25 protein-coding genes and 1 riboswitch are annotated in these 24,961 nt (G+C 73.3%); of the genes, 16 read left to right on the top strand and 9 right to left on the bottom strand.

What is annotated here, in order from left to right; all coding sequences use genetic code 11:
* Positions 1-533 precede the first annotated feature (533 nt).
* The 5 genes from DN069_RS04665 to DN069_RS42325 are packed head-to-tail and all read left to right on the top strand — an operon-like array spanning position 534 to position 4,012.
* Complete coding sequence (locus DN069_RS04665) at positions 534-1,199, top strand: CBS domain-containing protein (RefSeq protein ID WP_111499550.1); 666 nt, start codon at positions 534-536, stop codon at positions 1,197-1,199.
* Positions 1,200-1,206: 7 nt separating this feature from the next.
* A complete protein-coding gene (locus tag DN069_RS04670) occupies positions 1,207-1,674 on the top strand; it encodes a CBS domain-containing protein (protein ID WP_111499523.1) in 468 nt (155 codons plus the stop codon).
* Positions 1,671-2,255, top strand: coding sequence for a hypothetical protein (locus tag DN069_RS04675; RefSeq protein WP_111499524.1), 585 nt, complete (start codon positions 1,671-1,673; stop codon positions 2,253-2,255). The genes DN069_RS04670 and DN069_RS04675 overlap by 4 nt, the downstream gene beginning before the upstream one ends.
* Positions 2,252-3,820, top strand: a complete 1,569-nt coding sequence (locus DN069_RS04680; RefSeq protein WP_243638909.1) for an FAD-dependent monooxygenase — start codon at positions 2,252-2,254, stop codon at positions 3,818-3,820. Before DN069_RS04675 ends, DN069_RS04680 begins: the two co-directional genes overlap by 4 nt.
* A gap of 57 nt (positions 3,821-3,877) precedes the next feature.
* A complete protein-coding gene (locus DN069_RS42325) occupies positions 3,878-4,012 on the top strand; it encodes a hypothetical protein (RefSeq protein WP_279387870.1) in 135 nt (44 codons plus the stop codon).
* Between the two features lie 46 nt (positions 4,013-4,058).
* On the opposite strand, the gene DN069_RS04685 is transcribed toward DN069_RS42325, so the two are convergent.
* Entirely contained in the window at positions 4,059-4,340 is a 282-nt protein-coding gene (locus DN069_RS04685) for a hypothetical protein (RefSeq protein ID WP_111499525.1), read from the bottom strand.
* A gap of 345 nt (positions 4,341-4,685) precedes the next feature.
* Between DN069_RS04685 and DN069_RS04690 the strand changes: the two genes are divergently transcribed.
* Positions 4,686-6,845 carry an MMPL family transporter gene (locus DN069_RS04690; protein WP_111499526.1) on the top strand — a complete coding sequence of 720 codons (2,160 nt, stop codon included), beginning with the start codon at positions 4,686-4,688 and terminating at the stop codon, positions 6,843-6,845.
* Between the two features lie 220 nt (positions 6,846-7,065).
* Here the strand turns inward: DN069_RS04690 and DN069_RS04695 are convergent, their stop codons facing one another.
* Complete coding sequence (locus DN069_RS04695; protein WP_111499527.1) at positions 7,066-8,511, bottom strand: FAD-dependent oxidoreductase; 1,446 nt, start codon at positions 8,509-8,511, stop codon at positions 7,066-7,068.
* A gap of 212 nt (positions 8,512-8,723) precedes the next feature.
* Between DN069_RS04695 and DN069_RS04700 the strand changes: the two genes are divergently transcribed.
* Together DN069_RS04700 and DN069_RS04705 are read left to right on the top strand one after the other, a co-directional pair.
* Positions 8,724-9,191: a MerR family transcriptional regulator gene (locus tag DN069_RS04700; RefSeq protein WP_111499528.1), complete on the top strand. Its 468-nt coding sequence runs from the start codon at positions 8,724-8,726 to the stop codon at positions 9,189-9,191.
* Complete coding sequence (locus DN069_RS04705) at positions 9,191-10,243, top strand: aldo/keto reductase (RefSeq protein WP_111499529.1); 1,053 nt, start codon at positions 9,191-9,193, stop codon at positions 10,241-10,243. The genes DN069_RS04700 and DN069_RS04705 overlap by 1 nt, the downstream gene beginning before the upstream one ends.
* 15 nt (positions 10,244-10,258) lie before the next feature.
* Here the strand turns inward: DN069_RS04705 and DN069_RS04710 are convergent, their stop codons facing one another.
* Together DN069_RS04710 and DN069_RS04715 are read right to left on the bottom strand one after the other, a co-directional pair.
* Positions 10,259-11,251, bottom strand: a complete 993-nt coding sequence (locus DN069_RS04710; protein WP_243638910.1) for a magnesium transporter CorA family protein — start codon at positions 11,249-11,251, stop codon at positions 10,259-10,261.
* Positions 11,252-11,260: 9 nt separating this feature from the next.
* A complete protein-coding gene (locus DN069_RS04715; RefSeq protein WP_111499530.1) occupies positions 11,261-12,214 on the bottom strand; it encodes a LysR family transcriptional regulator in 954 nt (317 codons plus the stop codon).
* Positions 12,215-12,297: 83 nt separating this feature from the next.
* On the opposite strand from DN069_RS04715, the gene DN069_RS04720 reads away from it, so the two are divergent.
* Positions 12,298-13,248 (top strand): EamA family transporter, encoded by a 951-nt coding sequence (locus DN069_RS04720; RefSeq protein WP_243638911.1) that lies wholly within the window; start codon positions 12,298-12,300, stop codon positions 13,246-13,248.
* A gap of 45 nt (positions 13,249-13,293) precedes the next feature.
* On the opposite strand, the gene DN069_RS04725 is transcribed toward DN069_RS04720, so the two are convergent.
* Together DN069_RS04725 and pdxR are read right to left on the bottom strand one after the other, a co-directional pair.
* Entirely contained in the window at positions 13,294-14,193 is a 900-nt protein-coding gene (locus DN069_RS04725) for an SDR family oxidoreductase (RefSeq protein WP_111499531.1), read from the bottom strand.
* 116 nt (positions 14,194-14,309) lie between these two features.
* Positions 14,310-15,728 carry a MocR-like pyridoxine biosynthesis transcription factor PdxR gene (pdxR, locus tag DN069_RS04730; RefSeq protein ID WP_111499532.1) on the bottom strand — a complete coding sequence of 473 codons (1,419 nt, stop codon included), beginning with the start codon at positions 15,726-15,728 and terminating at the stop codon, positions 14,310-14,312.
* Between the two features lie 47 nt (positions 15,729-15,775).
* On the opposite strand from pdxR, the gene DN069_RS04735 reads away from it, so the two are divergent.
* Together DN069_RS04735 and DN069_RS04740 are read left to right on the top strand one after the other, a co-directional pair.
* Positions 15,776-16,981 (top strand): MFS transporter, encoded by a 1,206-nt coding sequence (locus DN069_RS04735; RefSeq protein ID WP_243638912.1) that lies wholly within the window; start codon positions 15,776-15,778, stop codon positions 16,979-16,981.
* Positions 16,981-17,066: riboswitch (ZMP/ZTP riboswitch) on the top strand. (Overlaps the previous gene by 1 nt.)
* 56 nt (positions 17,067-17,122) lie before the next feature.
* A complete protein-coding gene (locus DN069_RS04740) occupies positions 17,123-17,977 on the top strand; it encodes a methyltransferase domain-containing protein (RefSeq protein WP_111499533.1) in 855 nt (284 codons plus the stop codon).
* Between the two features lie 29 nt (positions 17,978-18,006).
* On the opposite strand, the gene DN069_RS04745 is transcribed toward DN069_RS04740, so the two are convergent.
* The gene (locus DN069_RS04745) at positions 18,007-20,412 is read right to left on the bottom strand and encodes an ATP-binding cassette domain-containing protein (protein ID WP_111499534.1); all 2,406 of its coding nucleotides are present in this window, start codon (positions 20,410-20,412) and stop codon (positions 18,007-18,009) included.
* A gap of 182 nt (positions 20,413-20,594) precedes the next feature.
* Positions 20,595-20,942, bottom strand: a complete 348-nt coding sequence (locus tag DN069_RS04755) for a thioesterase family protein (RefSeq protein ID WP_111499535.1) — start codon at positions 20,940-20,942, stop codon at positions 20,595-20,597.
* A 96-nt stretch (positions 20,943-21,038) separates the two neighbouring features.
* On the opposite strand from DN069_RS04755, the gene DN069_RS04760 reads away from it, so the two are divergent.
* Positions 21,039-21,335: a hypothetical protein gene (locus DN069_RS04760; protein ID WP_111499536.1), complete on the top strand. Its 297-nt coding sequence runs from the start codon at positions 21,039-21,041 to the stop codon at positions 21,333-21,335.
* A gap of 102 nt (positions 21,336-21,437) precedes the next feature.
* Complete coding sequence (locus DN069_RS41305; RefSeq protein WP_111499537.1) at positions 21,438-21,647, top strand: DUF1918 domain-containing protein; 210 nt, start codon at positions 21,438-21,440, stop codon at positions 21,645-21,647.
* 328 nt (positions 21,648-21,975) lie between these two features.
* Here the strand turns inward: DN069_RS41305 and DN069_RS04770 are convergent, their stop codons facing one another.
* Positions 21,976-22,197, bottom strand: a complete 222-nt coding sequence (locus tag DN069_RS04770; protein WP_111499538.1) for a DUF1918 domain-containing protein — start codon at positions 22,195-22,197, stop codon at positions 21,976-21,978.
* A gap of 58 nt (positions 22,198-22,255) precedes the next feature.
* Between DN069_RS04770 and DN069_RS04775 the strand changes: the two genes are divergently transcribed.
* The 3 genes from DN069_RS04775 to DN069_RS04785 all read left to right on the top strand — a co-directional run bounded on the left by DN069_RS04775 (position 22,256) and on the right by DN069_RS04785 (position 24,910).
* Positions 22,256-23,236, top strand: coding sequence for a Dyp-type peroxidase (locus DN069_RS04775; RefSeq protein ID WP_111499539.1), 981 nt, complete (start codon positions 22,256-22,258; stop codon positions 23,234-23,236).
* A 20-nt stretch (positions 23,237-23,256) separates the two neighbouring features.
* Positions 23,257-24,054, top strand: coding sequence for a family 1 encapsulin nanocompartment shell protein (locus DN069_RS04780; protein ID WP_111499555.1), 798 nt, complete (start codon positions 23,257-23,259; stop codon positions 24,052-24,054).
* A gap of 61 nt (positions 24,055-24,115) precedes the next feature.
* Positions 24,116-24,910, top strand: coding sequence for a hypothetical protein (locus tag DN069_RS04785; protein ID WP_111499540.1), 795 nt, complete (start codon positions 24,116-24,118; stop codon positions 24,908-24,910).
* Positions 24,911-24,961: the final 51 nt, after the last annotated feature.

Here is a 24,961-nt window from a genome sequence, read left to right on the forward strand (position 1 = left end):
GCCCTCGCCTCCTTCCGTCTCACCTCCGGACAGCGTGGGGCTGCGCCGCCATCGGTTCCGCGGCTCGACACCCGGAGCCGGGCGTCGGCTCGGTCGTGCGGAGGGGTGCTTGCGCGCCGCGGTGGGCGCTGCGCAGCATCCGTCGTCCGGAAGGGTCCGGTTCCGGTCGGGGCCGCGCGATGGCGGCCGCCGCACGCAGCAGCCCCAGCAGCTCCGGGTCGCGCAGCACGGCGCGGCGCTGAGCGCGGTGATGGGCCGCCCGGCGCTGTGCGGCGATTCGGTACTTGCGGTTCATCGCGCTCCGCCCTCCGTCCCGGCGGCGACCGCCGCCACGAGACCTCCAGCCTGCCGCCGCGCGAACGGTGACGGCACGTCCCGGCGGTCCCTCTCGGGTCGCCGATCGGCCCTTCCCTCCGAGCGAGCAGGAGGCCGGGACCTTCGGCCCTGCGTGCTTGGTCCGCCCGGCCAATGCGCCTCGGGCCGGTGCGGGTGACGCTGGAGGGAGGCAAGGCGAGAGAGGGCGGGTGGGCGAGATGAGACACCGCATCGTCGACGATCTGATGACCCGCGACGTGATCACCGTCCAGGAGGAGACGCCGTTCAAGGAGATCGCGGAGATTCTGACCGAGCAGGAGATCAGCGCCGTACCGGTGCTGGACAGCTCGGGCCGCCTGGTCGGCCTGGTCTCGGAGGCGGATCTGATCCGCAAGGAGGCCGCCCAGGCCGATCCCGGCGGACGCGGCCCGGTGCCGCGCTCCGCCTCCGAGTTCGAGCCCGGCGTCGCCGCGGCCACCGCCCGGGACGTGATGTCCGCACCCGTTCTCATCGCCCGCTCCGGCTGGAGCGTGGTGGAGACGGCCCGCGCGATGAAGCAGGACAACGTCAAGCGCCTGCCCGTCGTCGACGACACCGACCACGTCATCGGCATGGTGAGCCGGCGCGACCTGCTGCGCGTCTTCCTGCGCAGCGACCGGGCGATCCGCGAGGAGATCGAGTACGACGTGCTCCGCGAGACGCTCGCGCTCGATCCGGGCACCGTCCAGGTCCACGTCGTCGACGGGGTGGTGAGCTTGGAGGGCAAGGTGCCCCGCCGCAGCCTGGTCCCCGTCGTGGAGCGGTTGTGCCGCGGCGTGGACGGCGTGGTCGGGCTGGAGTCCCGGCTGGCCTTCGTCGAGGACGACTCGTCCGACGGCGGGTGAACCGGTCATGCGCGTCAGCGAGCTGATGAACGCCCCGACCGTGACCGTCGGCCCCGGGGACACGATCCGGCAGGCGGCCGGCTGTCTGCACGCCCACAACGTGGGCTGCGTCCTGGTCACCGTCGACGGCATCCCGCTCGGCATCGTCACCGACCGCGACCTCGCGGTGCGCGCCCTCGCCGCGGGCCTGGACCCGCAGGCGCCGGTGAGCCTGGTGATGACCGAGCCGGTGGTCACCATCGACGCCGAAGCGGACGTCGCCGAGGCCTACCAGGCCTTCCGCCACAGCGGGATGCGACGGCTGCCCGTCGTCTCCCGGGAGCGCCTGGTCGGGTTGCTGGCCATCGACGACCTCTTCCTCGACGTCTTCCAGCGCTACGCGGACCTGCTCGGGCCGGTGTCGTGGAGCGCCCTGCACGACCGGCCGCTCGACGACGGGCCGTTGCGGCAGCCCGCGTGGGGGAGAGAGCCATGACCACGCGTCAGGAGAGGTACCTCACGCTCGAACAGGGGCCGCTGGCACGCACCCGGGCGTGGCCGGCCGTGGCGCGGTGCGCCCGGGCGAGCGCGCTGCTGCTGACCGGCGGACACGTGCGCCTCACCAAGGGGCGGCTCGGCCGGCGGCTGCGCTTCGCGGACGGCACGTCGGCGCTTGTCTACCGGGAGACCCGGCTGGACGGCGGAACCGCCTTCGACCCGTGCGCGCTCGTCGTCGCGTTCCGCCTGCGCGGCGTCCACGGGCGTGGCCACATGCTGTTCCGCTGGGAGAGCCTGCTGAACACCCCGCTGTTCGTGGGCTTCCCGGGGTTCCGCTCCAAGTTGTGGCTCACCGCCGACGAGCACGGCAGCTACCGGGGCGTCTACGAGTGGGACGGCGCCGAGCGCGCAGAGCACTACGCGCGCTCGCTGTGGCGGGTGCTGGCCCTGGTCAGCGTGCCCGGATCGATCCGGTACACCGTGCGGCCGGGTGTGCACCGCGACGACCTGATCCGCCTCGCCCCGCGTGCCGGCGCAGCCGACCCCGACGGCTGGTGGCGTCCGGTGGGCGGGCCGTGACGTCCCCGTGCCAGGTGCTGGTCGTCGGCGCCGGTCCCACCGGGCTGACGCTCGCGCTCTCCGCGCACGACCACGGCGCCCTGGTGCGTGTGGTTGAACGGCGAGAGGAGGCGTTCCGGCCCTCGCGTGCCCTCATCGTGCACCCGCGCACCCTGGAGGTGCTGCGGCCCCTCGGGGTGACCGACGCTCTGCTGGCGCGGGCGGACACCGCCCCCGTCGGTGCGCTGCACCTGGGAGCGCACGTCGTCGAGGAGCGACTCGCCGATCTGGAACTGCCCGACACGCCGTTCCCGCATCTGACCCTGGTGCGGCAGATGGACGTCGAGGAGGTGCTCGGCGCGGCCCTGGCCGAGCGCGGCGTACAGGTGGAGCGGGGCACACAGCTGTTGACGGCGCGGGCCGGCGCCGGGCAGGCCGGCGTCGAACTGCGGTCTCCGCATGGCGTCGAGAAGACCGCCTGCGGATTCGTCGCCGGTTGTGACGGCCAGGACAGCACCGTCCGCGCGGACGCCGGCATCGGTTGGCGCGGCGGGCCCTACGCGGAGGAGGTCGTACTGGCGGACGTGGAGTTCGAGGGCGGCCTCGGCGCAGAGACCCGGGGGAGCGACGGCACGCATGTGGTCGCAGGCCGCCACGGCCTCGTCTTCCTCTTCCCGCTCGGCGAGCTGGCCACCTGGCGGATGCTGGCCACCCGGCGCGCGCCGCTCGGCCCGAGTCCCGAGTTCGGCCAGTCGGGCCCGCCCGTCGAGACGGCCGACCTGGAGGGGCTGCTGCGCGGGGCCGGGTTCGGCGCCCGGATCGCCTCGGTGGCGTGGTCCGCCCAGGTGCCGTTGCAGCACCGGCTCGCGCCCGCCTTCCGCCGCGGCCGGCTCTTCCTGGCGGGCGACGCCGCCCACGCGTACTCGCCCGCGACCGGTCAGGGCATGAACGCCGGTATCCAGGACGCGGCCAACCTCGGCTGGAAGCTCGCCTTCGCCTCGGCCACCGTCGGTACGACACCTGACGACCTGTCGAGGCTGCTGGGCAGCTACGACGCAGAGCGCCGCCCGGTGGCGTTCCGCAGGCTGCTGCTGACGCACGCCGCCTTCTGGGGCGAGGCGTCGACCGCTCCGCTGCCCTCCTGGCTGCGCGGCACCGCGGCTCCCGTGGCCGCGCCCGCCGTTCCGCTGCTGCTGCACCGACGGCGGCTGGTCGCCGAGGCGATCCGGACCGTCTCGCAGTTGCGCGTGCACTACCGCGACAGTCCGCTGTCCGTGGAGAGCACCCCCGGTCCCGAGGGGCCCTGGCGGGCGGGTGACCGCCTGCCCGACCTCGACGTCACCGTCGGGGGAAGCCCGACGCGCCTGCACGCGTTGGTGGCCGCGCCCGGGATGCACCTGCTGGTGCATCCGGACGCGGTCGGCGTGAGCCTTTCCGGCCTCGGGCCCCGCGTCACGGTCCATCGACTGGAGCATGCTCCGGGACACGGCCTGACGGTGGTCCGCCCCGACGGGTACGTCGGGTTCCGCGGTACGGGCGCCGACCAGACCGGCTTGCGCGCCTGGCTGTCACTCGCGGCGACCTGACACTCCGTCGGCCGGACGGTCAACCCATGGTGAAGACGGTCACCGTAGAACGCACGGGTGCCGCCCGACCAGGCCCACCACCTGGTCGACGCCTACGCCGCCGCGCAACTCGGCGGGCTCAAGGCCGCGATCCTCGCCGCGGGCGGCATCACGCTCTGCGGATTCGCGTTGACCGGGCACCTGCCCGCGTAGCGCCTCGGAGCGGAGGAGGACCGGGCCCGAGCAGCGGCGGCCCTGATCACACCCCCCGGTGGCCTTCGAGTTTCGCCGCCACACGCGCCCTGGCGAGGAGCAGCGACGCCTCCATCGCGGCCTGCCGCAGACGCGCCGTCCTCGCGCGCTCCGCATCCGATACGGCCGCTGACCGCGCCCGGGCGGCTTCGGGATCGGTCCCCGGGCCGGTCCACTGCGGCGGGTCGGGGATCAGCTGGCGGTACTTGGCCGCGACCTGCTCGCCGTAGGCTTCCAACTCGGCCCGAGCCGAACGGAACGTGGCTTCAAGCTCTTCGATCGACAGCACGGTCGCAGCATAGAACGCTTTCCCGCGAGGCGAACCCGGTCAGACCTTGCCATCGGCGTAGAACTTCCCGTGGTAGCTGCCGAGCCGGTTCACGTTCTCGTCCTCAGGATGCCGGTTCAGCTGCTCCAGCACCGGCGCGTCCTTGATCTCCTGCCGGGTCCGGTCGGCTCGGTGGTCCTCGCTCGGTGGGTGCGGGATCGGCTGGATGCGGCCGGGATCGATGATGCGCGGTGGCCGGCCGGACCGGTCGAAGGCGACTGTCGCGATCCGTTTCAGCGTTTGACACCCGCGGATGGGGCTTCACAAGGTTGAAGGCGGGGCGATGCATCACGAGGGGATTCGCGCATGATCGGCGTACACAGACTGACAAGTCTTCCCTGCGGGCGGCGCAGCAAGTGGGTTGTGCTGGCCCTGTGGATTCTGCTTCTCGCCGTCGCCGCGCCGCTCGCGTCCAAGCTGACCGGCGCCGAGGACAACCAGGCCTCCAGCTGGCTGCCGGGCAGCGCCGAGTCCACGCAGGTGCTGACGCTCCAGAGCCACTTCGGCACGGCCGACTCGGCCCTCGCCGTCGTCGTCTACGTGCGCCCGAGCGGGATCACCGTCCCGGACCGGGCCAAGGCAGCCGCGGACGCCACCACCTTCACCGGCGCCCCGCACGTCAAGGGGACTGTTCTGGGGCCCGTGCCGTCCACCGACGGGAGGGCGCTGCAGACCCTCGTCCCGATCGACACCTCCCACGGCGGCTGGACGAACCTGACCCCGGCGGTCGACAGCCTGCGAGCCACCGCCTCGGCCGGGGATCCGGGGCTCGCGGTACACATCACCGGCCCGGCCGGAGTCGGCGCGGACCAGGCGAAAGCGTTCTCCGGCATCGACTCGACGCTGCTGTACTCGACCCTGGCCGTGGTGATCGTGCTGCTGCTGATCACCTACCGCAGTCCGGTGTTGTGGCTGCTGCCGCTCGTCTCCGCCGGCAGTGCGCTCCTCGCGGCCGAGGCGACGGTCTACCTGCTCGCCAAGCACGCCGGACTGACCGTCAACGCGCAGAGCGCGGGCATCCTGATCGTGCTGGTGATCGGCGCCGGGACCGACTACGCCCTGCTGATCACGGCCCGATACCGCGAGGAACTGCGCCGTCACCAGGACCGGCACGAGGCGATGGCCTTCGCCCTGCATCGCGCGGCTCCCGCGATCCTCGCCAGCGCCGCCACCGTCGGTATGGGCATGCTCTGCCTGCTGGTCGCGGAGATGAACTCGACCTCCAGCCTGGGGCCGGTCTGTGCGATCGGGATCGGTGTCGGCCTGCTGTCGATGCTCACGCTGCTGCCCGCGCTGCTCGTGATCGCGGGGCGCTGGGTCTTCTGGCCGGTCAGGCCCGGCTTCGGGTCCCCGGAGCCGACGGCGACAGGGTTCTGGGCGCGGGTCGGCGGGGCGATCAGCGGGCGTCCGCGCAAGGTGTGGGTCACGACCGCGGTCGTGCTGGGCGTGCTGGCCCTGGGCATGACCGGCTTGCGCGCCGACGGACTCAGCACGGCCGGGACCTTCACCGGCACCCCCGACTCGGTGGTGGGCCAGCAGGTGGTCGCCGCCCACTTCCCGGCCGGGGCCGGTTCTCCCGTCGTGGTGATCTCGACAGCCCAGTCGGCCGTCCCGGTGCGGCAGGCCCTGGCCGGCACGCCGGGGATCGTCGCCACCACGCCGCCCGTGGTGAGCGGCGGCTATGCGTACACGAACGGCACGCTGTCCGCCGCGGCGGACAGCAAGGCCGCCCAGAACACCGTCGACCGGGTGCGCGCCGCCGTGCACGCCGTCCCGGGAGCGCAGGCCAAGGCGGGCGGCAACACCGCGGTGCAGATGGACATCCAGCGTGCGTCCCGGCACGACAACTTCGTGGTGCTCCCGCTGGTGCTCGGCGTCGTCCTGGTGATCCTGGCACTGCTGCTGCGGGCGGTGGTGGCGCCGTTCGTCCTGATCGCCACCGTGGTGCTCTCCTACGCCGCCGCGCTCGGCATCAGCAGCTTCGCCTTCCAGCACTTGTTCCATTTCAGTGGCGAGGACAGCGCGTTCCCGCTTTTCGTGTTCGTCTTCCTGGTCGCGCTCGGGGTGGACTACAACATCTTCCTGATGACCCGCGTCCGCGAGGAGTCGTTCAAGCTGGGCACCCGTGCCGGAGCGCGCGCTGGGCTGGCGGCGACCGGCGGCGTGATCACCTCGGCCGGCCTGATCCTGGCCAGCACGTTCGGTGTTCTCGGCACGCTGCCGGTGGTGGGCTTCGCCGAGATCGGCTTCGCGGTCGCGCTCGGCGTGCTCCTTGACGCCCTGGTGGTCCGATCGGTGCTGGTCACCGCGCTCATCATGGACCTGGGCCCGCGCATCTGGTGGCCCAGCGCGCTGGCGCACCGGCCCGAACCCGAGCCGCCGGGGCCGTCGAACGGGCTGCCGACCGGAGTCTCGCAGGGCGAGGCGGCGTCGGAGCCCGGGCCGCACGGTCCGAACCAGGGCTGACGGAGGGGGCGGCCCGTGGTGCGGGTCGCCCCCTCGGGCGCACTGTCGTGCTCGCCGAAGGCCGTTGCTGGAGTCGAGGAAGACCCCGTTCGGGTCGACGTCGGTTCCGGCATAAGGCGCGTTCGGGAAGCTGAACGCCCCGACGTTGAGCGAGTCGGTCGCGCCGCCGTTCCTGAGCTGGTTCATGGACCCCCGAGCGGTCAGTGGCCGTCGGTGGCGGTCAGTGGGGTTCGGCGGCCCGGACCACGTCCTCGGCGGACGTGGTCCGGGCCGTGTCGGTGACGGCGGCCGCCTCCGCCAGGGAGGCGCGGCGGCCCGCGCTCGCCCGGAGCACCTTGGCCAGGACGGACGGGTGGAACAGCGTCGCGGGGGAGGCGAGCATGTTGACCACGCGCACGAAGCGCGCCCACACGGCCGGGTCGTGGATCGCGACGGCGAACAGGCGGCGGTTGTAGGCGTGCGCGATCCGGGCCGCCACGGGGCGGTGGCCCTGATCCCACATCAGGTCGGAGTTGCCCGAGAGCGTCCAGGGCCCCAGCACCAGCCGGGCGACGCCGCGCTGGAAGGTGCGGGCCAGGCCGTCGAGTCCGCGTGCGGCGTCGCCCCGTGCCGCGTCGCCCCGCTCCGTCAGCAGGCGCCGCAGCAGGTCGACCTCCAGGGCGGCGACCGTCAGGCCCTGGCCGTAGACGGGGTTGAAGACGCAGACCGCGTCGCCGAGCGCGACCAGCCGCTCCGGCCAGTCGCGGCTGCGGTGGTACTGGTACCAGCGGCTGTTGACGTTGGTGTACCGGTGCACCGGCTCCGCGCCGGTGCGCTCCGCGAGCTGCTCGGACAGGCGCGGGTGGTCGAGCGACTGCGCGAAGTCCAGGTAGCCCCCGGCGTCCGTCGGCGGCACCGCCTCGCCGTACCCGAACAGCGAACACGTCCAGCGCCCGCGCTCCACGCCGAGCAGCACGCCGCCGCGCGGGATGTGGGGAGCGAAGGTCATCTGGTAGGCGACGTCGACGTCCAGGTCCTCCGGGCGCGGGAAGTCCACGGAGGTGTAGGTGATCCGTGCGTCCAGTACCCGGGGCGCCGGGGCGTGCACACCGATCGCGCGCAGCCGCTCGTCCAGCCGGCCGGACCGGCCGGAGGCGTCCACCACCAGATCCGCCTCCACCTCGACGAGCCCCTCACCGCCGATCGGCCGGTAGCGCACCCCGGTCACCCGGCGGCCCGGGCCGAGCGTCAGCTCCTCGCAGCGGACCGGCGCGACGGAGGTCACCTGGCGCAGGGTCAGCACCCGGCGGCGGATGCTGCGTTCCAGCAAGTCCCGGGTGAAGGACTGGATCAGCACACCGGTGCGGGCCCGCGGCGCATAGCCGGTCGGCAGCAGGAAGCTGATCCGCTCCCCGTAGTCGTAGACCGGCGCGCCCTGTTCGGCGAGCTCGGCGCGCAGGCCGGGGAAGAGCCCCTCCAGCACCTCCGCGCCCTTGGCCAGCACGGCGTGGGCGTGCCACCCCTGCGGCGCGTGCGGGTGCACCCCGGTCTCCGCGGTGACCGGGTCCTGCTCCAGCACCATCACCTCGTCGAACCGGTCCGCGAGCACCCGGGCCGCCACCAGCCCGGCGAAGCCGCCCCCCACGACCACTGCTCGGCCCCGACGCCCGGCTCCCTGTGCGGCCATCCGCTCCCACCCTTCCGCGATTGTGCCCCCGACACTTGTCAGTACCCCGGCATGTCCACGCACAGCAGGCGCACGGAGGCGAACGCGGGGAGCACGGTCGCACGCCCCCGTCCCGGCCGCGCGCCCGCCCGCTGCGACGCGGGTCGGCCGATGCGCCCATCCTGGGACGGGCGTTTGCGCTGGAGTGCACTCCAGGACCTAACGTGCTCCGCATGACAGCGACGGCGGAGGAAGACCGCTATCTGGGCATCGCCGAGGTGGCCGAGTCGACCGGACTCACGCAGGACACCCTGCGGTGGTACGAGCGCGAGGGGCTCTTCCCGCGCGTGGAGCGGGACACGAGCCGGCGGCGGCGCTACAGCCCGCGCCACATCCGGGTGTTGCAGATGCTGGTCCGGCTGCGCCGGACCGGCATGCCGACCGCGGAGGTGCGCGAGTTCACGCGCCTGCTGGGCGAGGGCGCCGTCACCCACGGCCACCGGCTCGCACTGCTCTCGGCGCACCGCGAGCGGATCGTGGCCAGGATGGCCGAACTGCGGGAGGACCTGGCCGTCCTGGATGACAAGGTCGCCCAGTACCGGCACCTGATCGCCCAGGGCCTCGACTGCGACGGCCAACCCGCACGCCTGGATCCCGACGCCGTCGCCGAGCTCCGTACCGAAGACCTGAGGGGGCAGTGATGGAGTACCGCACGCTGGGACGCACCGGCATATCCGTCAGCAAGTTCGCGCTGGGCACGATGCGCCTGGGCGCGTGGGGCAACCAGGACCACGACGACGCGGTCAAGTTGATCCGCACCGCGCTGGACGCGGGGGTCAACCTCGTGGACACCGCCGACAGTTACTCCGGCGGCGAGGCCGAGCAGATCGTCGGCAAGGCGATCCGCGACCGCCGCGACGAGGTGGTGCTGGCGACCAAGGGCCACTTCCCGATCGACCTGCGCCGTGACGGCGACCCCAACCGCCGTGGCAACTCCCGGCGCTGGCTCACCCGCGCGGTCGAGGACAGCCTGCGCCGGCTCGGCACCGACCGGATCGACCTCTACCAGGTGCACCGCCCGGACCCGACCACGGACATCGACGAGACGCTGTCGGTCCTGTCCGACCTGGTCCGCGCGGGCAAGATCATGGCCATCGGCACCTCCGACTTCCCGGCCGAGCAGCTCGTCGAGGCCCAGTGGGTGGCCGAGCGCCGCCACCACGTCCCCTTCCACACCGAGCAGCCGCCGTACTCGCTCTTCATGCGCGGCAAGGAGGCCGACGTCTTCCCGACGGCCCAGAAGTACGGCCTGGGCGTGCTCACCTGGAGCCCGCTGAACAGCGGCTGGCTGACGGGGCGGTTCCGGCGCGGCGAGCAGATCGAGATGACGGAGTTCCGCCGCGCGGTCTCCTACAAGTTCGACCTCTCGCTGCCGGGCAACCAGCGGAAGCTCGACGCGGTCGAGCGCCTGGCCGCGCTCGCGGACGAGCGCGGCGTCTCGCTCACCCACCTGGCCCTGGCCTTCGCCGCCACCCACCCGGCCGTCACCTCGGTGATCCTCGGCCCGCGCACCCTCGACCACCTCAGCGACCAACTCGCCGCCGCCGACCTCGAACTCGACGACACCACCCTCGACCTGATCGACACCGTCGTCACCCCGGGCACCGACCTCAACCCGGCGGACAACGACTACAAGCGCCCCTCCCTCACCGATCCGGCCCTCCGTCGCCGGCGTCCGACCGGGCGGGGGTGACCGAAAAGGGTCGGGTCAGATCCAGTCGCGGCGCTTGAAGCCGAAGTAGAGGGCGACCGAGATGGCGATCGTGACGCCGGTGGAGGCGTAGAAGCCCCATTGGGTGCCGAAGCCCGGGTAGGGGACGTTCTGGCCGTAGAAGCCGGTGACGGCGGTGGGGACGGCGACGATCGAGGCCCAGCTGGTGACCTTCTTCATGATCATGTTCATCCGGTTGCCCTGGATGGTGAGGTTGGTCTCCATGATCGAGCCCACCATGTCGCGCAGCGACTCCGTCCACTCCGAGACGCGCAGCACGTGGTCGTAGACGTCCTGGTAGTACGGGACCATCTGCTCGGAGACGAAGTGCAGGTCACGGCGCATCAGCGTGTTGACCATCTCGCGCATGGGCAGCACGATCCGGCGCAGCCGGACGAGGTTCTTGCGCAGCGCGAACGCCGCCCGCTGGACGTCCTGGGAGGCGCCCATGTCGGCGTCGAAGAGGCCTTCCTCGATCTCCTCGATGCGGTCGTCCATCTCCTGCACGGCCCGGAAGTGGCCGTCGACGACCTGGTCCAGCAGGCCGTGCAGCAGGAAGCCGACCCCGTGCTGGGTGAGCGTCGGCGCGTTGTCCCAGCGGACGACGACGTCGTCCATGTCGAAGCGATCGTCCGGCCGGACGGTGATCAGCGCGTTCGCGGTGACGAAGACGGACAGCTCGCTGACGTTCAGCTCCTCGCCTCCGCGGCCCGCGCAGACCGCGTACATGCTGAGGAAGCAGTGGTCGCCGTAGCGGTCCAGCTTGGGGCGCTGGTGCTCGTGGCGCGCGTCCTCCACCGCGAGCTCATGGAGGCCGAACTCCTCGGTGATCGTCGCGAAGTCGGCGGCCGTGGGCGCGCACAGGTCCAGCCACACCACCGTGCCGGGCTCGGCGAGGTGGTCGGATATCTCGGGGAGCGGGAAGCCCTCCAGTTCGAGCTTCCCGTCCCGGTAGAGACGCGTCCGGGCGATGCGATCGTTTTCGGCCATCGGCACACCCTACCGGTCCGTCAACCCGGCCCCGCCCGGGGTGACCCCGGCCGGCCAGCTCAGCCGCGCCCGCTGCCGGATCAGATCGGCGAGCAGGGCCAGCGGTGGCCAGTCGGAGCGGCCCCGGCGGGTGACCGCGGAGGCGCGGAGCAGCACCTCGGGCCCGTTCAGCGGCAGCAGGCGGACGCCGGGGACGGTGGGGCGGCCGACCGGGAGCAGGCCGACGCCCAGCCCGGCGGTGATCATGTCCTCGACCAGGTCCAGGCTGTCCGATCGATGGGTGACGCGGGCGCTGAACCCGGCCATCGAGGCGAGCGTGCGGATCGCCGTCTCGTCGGCCGTGTTGCGGGAGTTGCCGATCCAGTCCGCCGAGCGGAAGAGGGCGAAGAGCTCGGTGGAGGTGACGGAGTCCACCGTCCCGAGCTCCTCGGCGGCCGCGGCCGGGACGCCGAGGCCCCAGGACGCGGTCCACAGCGGAACGCTGACCAGGGCGGGGTCAAGGGCGGCGGGGGCGAGGTTGTACTCGTAGGTGAGCGCCAGGTCGATCTCGTCCGCCGCCAGCAGGGCCAGCGCCTCCGCGGGCTCGTGCTCGCGCACGAGCACGTGCAGCAGCGGGTGCTCGCCGGCGAGCTCGGCGACCATCGGCAGCACGTGGGCGCGCAGCGCGGTCGCGAAGCCCGCGACGCGCACCGTGCCGCTGGGCTCCGCGCCGGGCGCGAGGTCGCGCTGCGCCGCTTCGACGGCGGCGAGGATGACCGTGGCGTGCTCGACCAGCCTCCGCCCGGCGGGGGTGAGGCGCACCAGCCGCCCCTGCGGCTCGACCAGGGCCGCGCCCGTCTCCTTGGACAACGCCGCGATCTGCTGCGAGACCGTGGACGTGGTGGTGCGCAGGGTGTCGGCCACGGCCCGCATCGAACCGAGCCGGGCCAACTCCACCAGGTACTGCAGGCGACGCGTCTCCATCCGTCCATCATTCGCGAATCCTGAACGGTATGTCCATGATCCGCACGTGGACGTGAACGGTTGCTCGGCGTTCTACTGCTCTCATGAGCAGCACCACGCACCCCGTCACCGGCCGCCAGGCCGCCCGCACCGGAACGATGATGGGCGTGGCCTCCATGGTCACCGTCCAGTTCGGCTCCGCCCTCGCCATCCCGATGTTCGCCAAGCTGGGCGTGCTCGGCACGGCCGGCGTCCGGCTGGCCTGGGCGGGGATCGTGCTGCTGGTGCTCGTCCGGCCGCGCCGCCGCGACTTCGCGGGGCGCGACCTCGCGGCCTGCGCGGGGCTCGGGGTGGTGACCGCCGGGCTGATGGTCTTCTTCGCCCTGGCGATCGCCCGGCTCCCGTTCGGGACGGCCAGCGCCCTGGAGTTCCTCGGCCCGCTCGCGGTGTCCCTGTTCGGGCCGGGCCACGGCCGCCGCGTGTGGACCGGAGCGGCCGGACTCGGCGTGGTACTGCTGACTGAGCCCTGGCACGGCGGCGTCGACCCCCTCGGCCTCGCTTTCGCGCTCGCCGCCGCCGCGTGCTGGGCTTCCTACATCCTGCTGACCCAGCACGTCGGCGACCGCGTCACCGGCCTGAGCGGTCTGGCCGTCTCCATGCCCGTCGCCGCCGTGGTCTCGATGCTGGTGGCCGGACCGACCTTGGGCGGGCGGCTGTCCTGGGAGCCCGTGCTGATCATGCTCGGCCTGGCGGTGCTCAGCCCGCTGGTCCCGTACGCGCTCGAGTTCCAGGCACTGCGGCGGCTGACGGCCTCGTCGTTCGGCACGCTGATGAGCCTGGAGCCGGCGATCGCGCTGGGCATCGGCATCGTGGTGCTGCACCAGATCCCCGGCACGGGCCCGGCGCTCGGCGTCGCCCTGGTGGTCGTCGCCGGGGTCGGGGCAACCAGCAGCGGCGCGCGCCCGGAGCCGGAGCACGCGCCTGCGCCCGCCGTCATGGCCGTGCCGGTGGCCGGTGCCGAGGAGCGGCCCGCCCTGGTGGGCGCGGGCCGCTGACCTCGGCGCCGATGCGGACGCTTGCATCGCTGAGGCGACGGGGCGTCACTCCGGCAGCGCGTACGCTCCCGCGGCGATGTCCTGCAGCAGGGTCGGGCCGGTCGGCGTCCAGCCCAGCAGCGCGCGGGTGCGGTCGCTGGTGGCGTGGACGTCCATGCCGAAGAAGCGGCCGAGCCAGCCGAAGTGCGCTTCGGCCTGCTCCACCGGGACGGAGACGGTCGGCAGGCCCAGGTAGGCCCCGAGCGCGGCGGCGATGTCCCGGGACGGGACGCCGGTCTCGGCCACCGCGTGCATCCGCGAGCCCGCGGGGGCCTGCTCCAGGGCGAGCCGGGTCATCCGCGCGGCGTCGGAGCGGTGCACGGCCGACCAGCGCGTGGTGCCGTCGCCGATGTAGCCGGCGGCGCCGTGCTCCTTGGCGAGAGCCGCGAGCCGCGCGGTGAAGCCGTGGTCGCGGAAACCGTGCACGGTGGGGGAGAAGCGCAGCGCCACGGAGCGGACGCCCCGCTCCGCGTAGGAGAGGGCCAGGTTCTCGCTGCCCCCGCGCATGGACGCGACGCCGTGGAACGGCGAGGCGTCCTCCTCGGTGAGCGGGCGACCGGTGACGCCGGAGGCCAGCCCGGAGGCGAGCAGGAACGGCCGGTCGCTGCCCTCCAGGGCGTCGAGCATCTGCTGGACGGCGGCGTTCTCGGTGCGCCCCGCGCCGTCGTAGTCGCTGAAGTCGTGCTTGAACGCCAGGTGGATCACGCCCTCGGCGGCCCCGGCCGCCTTGGCGAGGCCCTCCGGGTCGTCGAGGCTGCCCCGGTGGGCGGTGGCGCCCTTGGCCTCCAGGGCGGCGGCGGACTCGTCGGAGCGGGCGAGCCCCACGACCTCGTGGCCGTGGGCGAGCAGTTCGTCGGTGACGGCGGAGCCGATCCAGCCGGAGGCGCCGGTGATGAAGACGCGCATGACGGGCGTCCTTCCTCTGCTGAGCGAATGACTTGGGCGCCAGCCCGATCCCAAGGGATGTCAGTGGCTGACATCAACAACGGTAACACTCGATGTCAGTCACTGCCATCAAAGGTTCAGCGGGAGCGCGGCGGATCGGCCAGCAGGTCGCCGACGGCGGCGATGCCCGCCGTGATCGCTCGGACGCCGACGTCGCCGAAGCCGAGGACCAGCTGCGGCGGCCGCACGGCGTGGGAGGCGCGGCAGGCGCTCATCCCGTGCAGGCCGACGGCGCGCCCGCGCGCCGCCTCGACCACGCGGTGCTCGTCGGCGTCCGCCGGCAGATGGGCCACGGCGTGGAAGCCGGCCGCAAGACCCGTCACCCGCACCCCGGGCGCGTGCTCGGCCAGCGCGGCCAGCAGCGTGTCGCGACGCGCGGCGTAGGTCGCGCGCATCCTGCGCAGATGGCGGTCGAACCGGCCCGACTCGATCAGACGCGCCAGGGCGAGCTGGTCGAGCGTGGGCGTGCCGCGGTCGCTGAGATGCTTCTGCTCCGCGACGGCGTCGGCCAGCTGCGGCGGGCACAGCGCCCAGCCGATCCGCAGCGCCGGGGCCAGCGACTTGCTGACCGTGCCCAGCGAGACCACCCGGTCCGGTGCCAGGCCCTGCAGCGCGCCCACCGGTTCGCGGTCGTAGCGGTGCTCGGCGTCGTAGTCGTCCTCGATGACGTAGCCGTCGCAGGCACGGGCCCAGGCGAGCAGCGCCAGGCGCCGCTCCGGCGCCAGCGCGACCCCGGTCGGCCACTGGTGCGCCGGGGTGACCGCGACCGCCCGCGCGTCCGTGCGGGCCAGCGCCGCCACGTCGAGGCCCTGCTCGTCCACCGGCACCGGCACCGCCCGCAGGCCCGCCGCCGCGGCCGCCGCGCCGAGCGACACCGGCGAGCCCGGATCCTCGAAGGCCAGGGCCCGCACCCCGCCCCGGGCGAGCACCCGCAGGACCAGGCCGAGGCCCTGGGCGTACCCGTTGCACACCACGATCCGCTCCGGATCCGCCGCCGCGGCCCGCACCCGTCGCAGGTATCCGGCCAGCACCTCGCGCAACTGCACATTGCCGCGCGCGTCCCCGTAGCCGAACGCGGCCGTCGGCATCCCGCGGGCCGCCTCGCGCGTCGCCCACAGCCAGTCCTGCAGCGGGAACGAGCGCAGGTCGGGAACGCCCCAGCGGAAGTCGGCCAGCAGCTTCTCGCCGCCGGGGCCGGACGGCGCGGCGACCGGGGGGACGGCCGCGCCCGCCGCCACCCGGGTCGCCGATCCGGGACGGGGCACCAGGTAACCCTCGGCCTGCAGTTGGGCGTAGCACTCCTGCACCAGGCCGCGCGAGACCCCGGCCGTCCGGGCCAGCTCGCGCGAGGACGGCAGCTTCTCGCCCACCTGGAGCCGCCCGGTCCGGATCGCCTCGCGCAGCGCGTCCTCCAGCTGGGCGCGCAGTGGCCGGCCGCTCGACCGGTCGACGGCCAGCAGCAGCTCGGGCGACGAACTGGACCACTCCGGAGGCATGGAACCGGAGCTTACCGGCGATCCGGTCGGCGGCTTAGCGTCCAGGTGTGACCAAGACCCTCGCCTCGTCCCCGCGCGCCGCCGGGCCTCGACCACCGTTGCTGACACGGCCGTTGCTGCTGCGGTTCGTGTCCCTGCTCGGCGGCTCCACCAGCTTCTACCTGCTGCTCTCGGTCGTCCCCGGCTTCGCCGTGGCCCACGGCGGCGGCGGAGGAACGGCCGGGCTGGCCACCGGCGTGCTCATGCTCGCCACCGTCGGCGGCGAGCTCGCCACGCCCGCGCTGGTCCGGCGCCTCGGCTACCGCGTGGTGCTGGCCGCCGGGTTGGCCCTGATGGGCGCACCGGCGCTGGCGCTCACGGCCTCCGCCGCGCTCTGGGTCATCGTCGCGGTGTGCGTGCTGCGCGGCGTCGGCTTCGCCTGCACCGTCGTCGCCGGCGGCGCGCTCACCGCCTCCCTGATCCCGGCCGAACGGCGCGGCGAGGGCCTGGCGTTGGTGGGCATCGTCAGCGGCGTGCCCTCGCTGGTGGCGCTGCCGCTCGGGGTCTGGCTCGCGGCGCACGAGGGCTACGGCGCGGTCTTCACCATCGGCGCCGCGGCGGCGCTGCTGGCGGTGCTCTCCGTGCCCGCCCTTCCCGACCGGATCCGCGCCTCGGGCCGCCACGTCGGCCTGGGCGAGGCCTTGCGCAGCGGCGAACTGCTGCGCCCCGCCGTGGTGTTCGGCACCACCGCGGTCGCGGCCGGCATCGTCGTCACCTTCCTGCCGCTGGTCGTCCCGGGCTCGGCGGGCTGGGCGGTCACCGTCGCCCTGCTGGTCCAGCCCGGCGCTGCCACGATCGCCCGCTGGGTCGCGGGCCGCCGCGGCGACCGCCGCGGCCCGGCGGGGCTGGTCGTGCCCGGCCTGCTGCTGGCCGCGCTGGGCACGCTGCTGACGGCGGCGGCCACGAGCAGCCCCGTCCTGGTCGTGGTCGCGATGGCCGTGTTCGGCACCGGCTTCGGCTTCGCGCAGAACTCCACGCTGATGCTGATGTACGGCCGCGTCCCCGAGGCCGGGTACGGCACCGTCAGCGCGCTGTGGAACTTCGCCTACGACGCCGGCATGGGCGTCGGCGCCCTCGCCTTCGGCGCGGTGGCCGCCGCCACCGGCTACCCCTCGGCCTTCGCCCTGACCGCCGCGGTGATGCTCGCGGCCCTCGCCCCCGCCCTCGCCGACCGGCGCCGGGCGACGACACCGAAGGAGGCTGGACCACAGTGATCGACTGCCGCGACTGGCGAAGGTGGGCCACCACCGGGGAGCGGCCACGGCACTGATGCGAGCGTCGACCGCCTGGGCGCGTCCATCAGCGACCCGCTGAGACGACGACTCGCTGAGACGACCTGCTGAGGAGACCCCGCTGTGAACCCGCACCACGCGATCCCGCACGACCTGCACCCGCGCCCTGCCAACACCGGCACCCTGAACGCGTTCTCCGACGTCGACGCCAGCGGCCGCGCCGCCGAACTCGGCCGCTACCTCGACCACGCCCATCGCGGCCTGCACGCCCCGAAGGGGACGCTGCGCGCCGGACTCGGGGTCAGGCCGGGAGGCCGCGTCCTGGACCTCGGCTGCGGCACCGGCCACGAACTGGCGCAGCTCCAGGCCGACGGTTTCCACGCCGTCGGCGTGGACCTCAGCGCCGAGCTGCTGCGCGCCGGCCGCGAACGGCTGCACGCCGACGGGCACCCGGTCCGGCTGGCGGTCGCCGACGGGGGCCGACTGCCGTTCGCCGACGCCTCGTTCGACGGCTGCCGGATCGAGCGCGTCCTGCAGCACGTCCCCGATCCCGCCGCGGTGCTGCGCGAGGTCCGGCGCGTCCTGCGACCGGGCGGCGCCGTCGCGGTGCTGGAGCCGGACTGGGCGTCCTTCGCGATCGCCGCCACGGACCGCGACACCGCACGCGCCGTGGCCGACGCGGTCGGCGCGGACATCGCCCACCGCGACGTCGGCCGCCACCTGCGCCGCCTGCTGGTCGACGCGGGCCTCACCGAGGTCCGGGTCGAGGTCGAACTCGTCGCCTACGGCTGGCTCGAGGAGCTGGCCAACGTCGTCGACCTGCGCCGCGCCGCGTCCCGCGCGGTCGCCGACGGCACGCTCGACCGCGCCCGCGCGGAGGCGTTCCTGACGGAACAACAACTCCTGTCCGACGCGGGCGCGTTCCACGCCTCCCTGAACCGCTCCGTGCTCGCCTGGGCCCGCCGCTCCGGAGCCTGACCCGGAGGCCCGGCCGCCTGCGCGGGGGCTCAGCCCCCCACGTAGGCGGCCAGGTGCTCGCCGGTCAAGGTCGAGCGCGCGGCGACGAGATCGGCCGGGGTCCCCTCGAAGACGACCCGGCCGCCGTCGTGGCCGGCGCCCGGACCCAGGTCGACGATCCAGTCGGCGTGGGCCATCACCGCCTGGTGGTGCTCGATCACGACGACCGACTTGCCGGAGTCCACGATCCGGTCCAGCAGACCCAACAGCTGCTCCACATCGGCGAGATGGAGCCCGGTGGTCGGCTCGTCCAGGATGTAGACGCCGCCCTTCTCCGCCATCTGGGTCGCCAGCTTCAGCCGCTGGCGCTCGCCGCCGGAGAGCGTCGTCAGCGGCTGACCGAGCGTCAGGTAGCCGAGGCCGACGTCCGCGAGGCGGGCCAGGATCGCGTGGGCGGCGGGCGTCTTCGCCTCGCCGGAGCCGAGGAACTCCTCCGCCTCGGTGACCGACATCGCCAGCACCTCGCTGATGTCCCGGCCGCCGAGGTGGTAGTCCAGCACCGAGGCGTCGAAGCGCTTGCCGTCGCACTCCTCGCAGACGCTGGAGACCGTCGCCATCATCCCCAGGTCGGTGTAGATGACGCCCGCGCCGTTGCAGTTCGGGCAGGCGCCCTCGGAGTTGGAGCTGAACAGCGCCGGCTTGACGCCGTTCGCCTTGGCGAACGCCTTGCGGATCGGCTCCAGCAGCCCCGAGTACGTCGCCGGGTTGCTGCGCCGCGAGCCGCGGATCGGCGCCTGGTCGATCGAGACCACTCCGGAGGCGAGGGCGTCGGACTGCTTCGGCAGCGAGCCGTGCAGCAGCGAACTCTTGCCGGAGCCCGCCACGCCCGTCACCACGACCAGCACCCCCAGCGGGATGTCCACGTCCACGTCGCGCAGGTTGTTCGCCGACGCGCCGCGGATCGGCAGCGTCCCGGTCGGTTTGCGCACCGACTCCTTGACGGCCGCGCGGTCGTCGAGGTGACGCCCGGTGGTGGTCCCGCTCCTGCGCAGCGCGTCGACCGTGCCCTCGAAGCAGACCGTGCCGCCGGCCGATCCCGCGCCGGGCCCGAGGTCGACGACGTGGTCGGCGATCGCGATCGCCTCCGGCTTGTGCTCCACCACCAGCACGGTGTTGCCCTTGTCGCGCAGGCGCAGCAGCAGCTCGTTCATCCGCTGGATGTCGTGCGGGTGCAGGCCGATGGTCGGTTCGTCGAAGACGTAGGTGACGTCGGTCAGCGAGGAGCCCAGATGACGGATCATCTTGACCCGCTGCGCCTCCCCGCCCGAGAGTGTCCCGGACGGCCGGTCCAGCGAGAGGTAGCCGAGCCCGATCTCCACGAACGAGTCCAGCAGCTCCCGCAGCGACTCCAGCAGCGGTGCGACCGACGGCTCGTCCAGCGCGCGCACCCACTCCGCCAGGTCGCTGATCTGCATCGCGCAGACGTCGCCGATGTTCTTTCCGTCGATCTTGGAGGACCGGGCGGCCTCGCTCAGCCGGGAACCCCCGCACTCCGGGCACACGGCGAAGGTGACCGCGCGCTCAACGAACGCCCGGATGTGCGGCTGGACCGACTCCTGGTCCTTGGAGAGCATCGACTTCTGGATGCGCAGCACCAGACCTTCGTAGGTCATGTTGATGCCCTCGATCTTCATCCGCACCGGCTCGTGGTACAGGAAGTCGTTGAACTCCTTCTTGGTGTACTTGCGGATCGGCTTGTCCGGGTCGACGAAGCCGGAGCTCGCGTACAGGCGGTAGTTCCAGCCACCGGCGGTGTAGCCGGGAATCGTCAGCGCGCCCTCGGCGAGCGACTTGGTGTCGTCGAACAGCTGCGTCAGATCGATGTCGGAGACCGAGCCGCGGCCCTCGCAGCGCGGACACATCCCGCCGGTGATGCTGAAGCTGCGCCGCTCCTTGACCTGCTGGCCGGCCCGCTCGACCGTCACCGCGCCCGCCCCGCTGATCGACGGCACGTTGAACGAGAACGCCTTCGGCGAGCCGATGTGCGGCCGCCCGAGCCGACTGAACAGGATCCGCAGCATCGCGTTCGCGTCCGTCGCCGTCCCCACGGTGGACCGCGGGTCGCCGCCCATCCGCTGCTGGTCCACGAGGATCGCCGTGGTCAGCCCCTCCAGCACGTCCACGTCGGGCCGCGCCAGCGTCGGCATGAAGCCCTGCACGAACGCGCTGTACGTCTCGTTGATCAGCCGCTGCGACTCGGCGGCGATCGTGTCGAACACCAGCGAGCTCTTGCCCGACCCGGACACCCCGGTGAACACCGTCAGCCGCCGCTTGGGGATCTCGACGGCGACGTCCTTCAGGTTGTTCTCCCGCGCCCCGTGCACCCGGATCACGTCATGCGTGTCCGCGCCGCCCCCGACCGCGGACGCCTTCGTGCCCTGCTTCGCCTTGCTCATCGGTCTCCCTCAGGCTCTCGCTCGCCACCCAGGCTCAGCCGATCGTAACCGCGCCCGCGCCCCGGCTCAGCGCGTCCCGGAAGCCGGGTCGAGCAGTCCCGCCCAGGCGTCCCAGACGCGCCGGTGCGCCGCGGTCGAGTCCAGCAGGACGCCGTCCACGTCGAACAGCACCGCGGCGCGGCTCATGCCCCACCCAGGAACCGGGCGCGGTCGACGACCACGCGGTCGATCTCGCCCGACCCCACCACCTCGCCGGCGCCGTCGACGGCCCGCACCACGAAGGTCAGCCGCCGCCCGGTGACCGCGGCGACCGTGGCGGTCACCTCCACCCACCCGCCCACGGCCGTGGCCCGCAGATGCTCGACCCGCACCGCCGTCCCCACGCTGGTCTGCCCCTCCTCCACGAACGCCCCGGCGACCGCGACCGTCGCCGCCTCCATCCACGCCACCAAACGCGGCGTTCCCAGCACGGGCACGTCCCCGCTCCCGAGCGCGATCGCGGTGTCGTCCTCGCTCACGTCATGTCGCATGGCAGCACGCTATCCCGATCTTGGGATGGCCACGCCCGGCCGCAGTCGCGAAGATCGCCACGAGGGAACGACGCGACGGGAACGAAGGGACGACCGGTGAGCCTCTACTACTGCCCGACCGTGCGGGAGGTCGAGCACACGACCGAGGGCGGATTCGACGTCTGCTGCGCGCATCCCGAGCTGCACGTGCCCATGCCGGACACGGAGGCCACCGCCGTCGTGTCGGACGCGCTCGACCAGGCCAAGCGCCGCGAGTTCCGGCTCGGGCGGCGGGCGAAGGCCGCTGAGGCGGCGCTGCGGAAGGTACGGGCGGAGCTGGAGGGCGGTGGGGTGCCCACGCGGAAGCGGCTGCTGAAGATCCTGGAGCGCGCCGAGCAGAAGGCGCGGGGGTAGCGCACGGTTGCTGGGGGGCCGCCGGGGTGGTGAGCTGGAGGGGATGAGTCGACGGGCGGCGAGCGCGGTCGGGGGCGCGGAAGGGAAGACGGTGAGGGGCAGATGAAGGCGAAGACAGGGGACCGGCTGCGGTTCCTCGGACATCAGGTGGGCACACCGGACCACTACGGGCGGGTCGTGAAGGTCATCGGTCCCGACGGCGATCCGCCGTACCTCGTGGAGTTCGACGACGGACACCAGGCCGAGGTCTATCCAGGCTCGGACTGCGAGCTGGCGCACGCCAAGGGCCAGGGCCAGGCCGCCGCGCACTGACGCCGCGCGGTCCGCTGCGGTCCGCTGTGGCCGCACCCGATCGCCCTGGTCGGGCGCGGGCTGCTCGACGTCCACGACCGGCGACCGGACACCGAACACCCGGACATCCGGAAACCCCGCCGCGGACCTGACGAGGACCGGCGCCGCGACCGCGCGCGCGGTTGGCGCACCGGGACCGGCGGGTAGCCGTCCCGGCGGGTCGTCGCACGAATGGAGCACCCGCGGTGGCTCGCCCCCGCGTCCGTTCCGAGGGTGGAGGGGAGACCGGAGCGCGGCGACTAGGAGCGGCGATGGCCAGCAAGCGCAGCCCGCCCAGCGAGCCCGCGGATCAGAGGTACGCGGCGTCGGGGTGGATGGTCTCCACCCGCTGCTTCGTGGACCTGATCTGTGACCCCGGGCCCGGGCCCACCACGGCCGTTCGGCCGTCCGGGTACTGCACCCGGTAGGGCGGCGCGCCCGCGTCCCCCAGCACCTCGGTGACCTTCGCGACCTTGCCGTACGCGGCCGCACGGCCCTGCATCACCAGCCAGTCGCCCCGGGCGGCTTGCATCCGGACCGCCTCCCTTCCGGGCCGAGGTCGAATCGAGCCCCACCAGTCTAGGAGCCCCATGGCGACACCGCAGAGCATCGTCCGGCCGCCGACGCGCGCCGCCGTCTTCCTCGTGGGCACCGTCGCCGAGGACGGCGAACCGACGGTGCGTGACGTGCTGCAGGACCTGGCGAGCATCGTGCGTTCGGTGGCGTTCCGGGCCCCGGCCGACGGCCTCGCCTGCGTCGCGGGGATCGGCTCCGACGGCTGGGACCGGCTCTTCGACGGGCCCAAGCCACGTGAGCTGCACCCTTTCCCGGCGCTGGACGGGCCCGTCCACCACGCCCCGGCGACGCCGGGGGACCTGCTCTTCCACATCCGCGCGCAGCGCATGGACCTCTGCTTCGAGCTCGCCCGTCAGATCACCGACCGCCTCGGCCCGGCGGTCACCGTCGTCGACGAGGTGCACGGCTTCAAGTACTTCGACGAACGCGACCTGCTCGGCTTCGTCGACGGCAGCGAGAACCCCGAGGGCGGGGCCGCGGACGCGGCGGTCCACATCGCCGACGAGGACCCCCGGTTCCGCGCCGGCAGCTACGTCGTCGTGCAGAAGTACCTCCACGACCTGACCGCCTGGGGCGAGTTGAGCACCGAGGACCAGGAGCGGGCGATCGGCCGCAGCAAGGCGTCCAACGTGGAGTTCCCCGACGACGTCAAGCCCGCGAACTCGCACGTCGCACTGAACACCATCGTCGACGCGAACGGGGTGCAGCATCAGATCCTGCGCGAGAACATGCCGTTCGGCGCGGTGGGCGGCGCAGAGTTCGGCACCTACTTCATCGGCTACGCGCGCACCCCGTCGGTGACCGAGCGGATGCTGCGCAACATGTTCCTCGGCGACCCGCCGGGCACCACCGACCGGATCCTCGACTTCTCCAGGCCCGTCACCGGATGCCTGTTCTTCGTCCCGAGCCAGGACTTCCTCGACGACGCGACGCCCGACTCGGGGACGACGGGCGGCGGTTCCCTCGGTATCGGCAGTCTCAAAGGAGCGTCCTGATGGCGGCCACCACCAGCGGCATGAACAACCTGCACCGCGACCTCGCCCCGATCACGCCCGCCGCCTGGGCGCAGATCGAGGAGGAGGCCCGCCGGTCCTTCCGGCGCCACGTGGCCGGCCGGCGCGTCGTGGACGTCACCGGGCCGAGCGGCCCCGAGCTCGCCGCCGTCGGCACCGGACACCTCGCCGACATCGAGCCGCCCGCGGAGCGGGTGACGGCGCGGCTGCGCGAGGCACGGCGGCTGGTGGAACTGCGGGTCCCGTTCACGGTCTCCCGGACCGCCGTCGACGACGTGGAACGCGGTGCGCAGGACTCCGACTGGCAGCCCGTCAAGGACGCCGCCCGGGTCATGGCCTTCGCCGAGGACCACGCCGTCTTCGACGGCTACCCGGCCGCCGGAATCGAGGGCCTGCGCGCCCGCAGCTCCAACCCGCCGCTCACGCTGCCGGCGGAGCCCGGCGACTACCCCGACGTCGTCAGCAGCGCGCTGACCGCGCTGCGCCTGGCCGGAGTCGACGGCCCCTACGCGGTGCTGCTCGGTGCGGACCAGTACAGCGCGGTGAGCGAGACCTCCGACCACGGCTATCCGGTGGCCAAGCACCTGGAGCGGATGGTCGACAGCGAGCTGATCTGGGCCCCGGCCCTGAGCGGCGGGTACGTGCTGTCCACCCGCGGCGGCGACTTCGAACTGCGGCTGGGCCAGGACCTGTCGATCGGCTACACCGCCCACGACGCGGACAACGTCGAGCTCTACTTCCAACAGACGCTGACGTTCCTCACCTTCACCGACGAAGCAGTGGTCGCGCTGCGGCCCTGACCGGCCCGGTGGCACCTGCGGGCCATGGACAGGGCGGCGGCTCATCAGTGATCATGGCGCGATGACGGACCACAGCCGGGTCGAGCGCGTGATCAGGAACGTCGTGGTCGCGGTCGTGGCGCTCATCCTCGTGTTCTACGGGCTGATGGCCTGGGGCCTGCACTCGCGGGCGAGCACGCCCGTGGGCGGGCGACCGGGCACTTCCGCGACACCGTCCGGTGCCGCTGCTGCCATCACCGCCGACCTGAACGGCGACCTCAACAGCGGCTTTCTCTCCCCGGGCCAGACGTACGGAGGCCCCTTCACCCAGGGCACCGTCGTCGACCAGGTCGAGTCCCACGGCGGCGTGGTCCTCTCGATGCGCGGTCTGACGCAGAGTTCGCTCACCGTGATGCTGGGCGTCGGGTCCGCGCCGACCTGCTCCACCTACTCGTTCACCCTCACCCACGACTCGACGCAGCAACAGCCCTCGCCCTGCCCGGGCGGCACGGCCACCCAGCTCGCCCGCACCCTCCTCGCCCAACCGACGACCGGCCGCCAGCAGTCGGCCGCCCCCGCCGCCTACCCCCCCACCGTCGCGGGTGTCCGCACCCTGCTGCTCGCCGAGCTCGGCTCCCAAGCGGCGACGGTCCCCTTCGCCACGGCCGCGACCACCGCCCCGACCGGCACCCCCGTCCTGGTGGCGGCGGTCCGCGTCCACGGCATCTGCGACTTCGTCAGGCTGGGCACCTCGACCACCATCAGTTCTTGGGTGCCTCTCTGGCCGGCGCCGGTGGACGATCAGACGTCCTGCACCCCCGCCCAGGCCCTCGCGGCCGGCAACCTCTACGGCTCAGACCCGGCCCTGGAGGGGTGACGACCGGCCCCCGCGCGGCGACTCCGCCCGTCGCCCGAGCGGGCCCGGGGG

The sequence above is a fragment of the Streptacidiphilus pinicola genome, assembly GCF_003258295.1.
Taxonomy (GTDB): domain Bacteria; phylum Actinomycetota; class Actinomycetes; order Streptomycetales; family Streptomycetaceae; genus Streptacidiphilus; species Streptacidiphilus pinicola.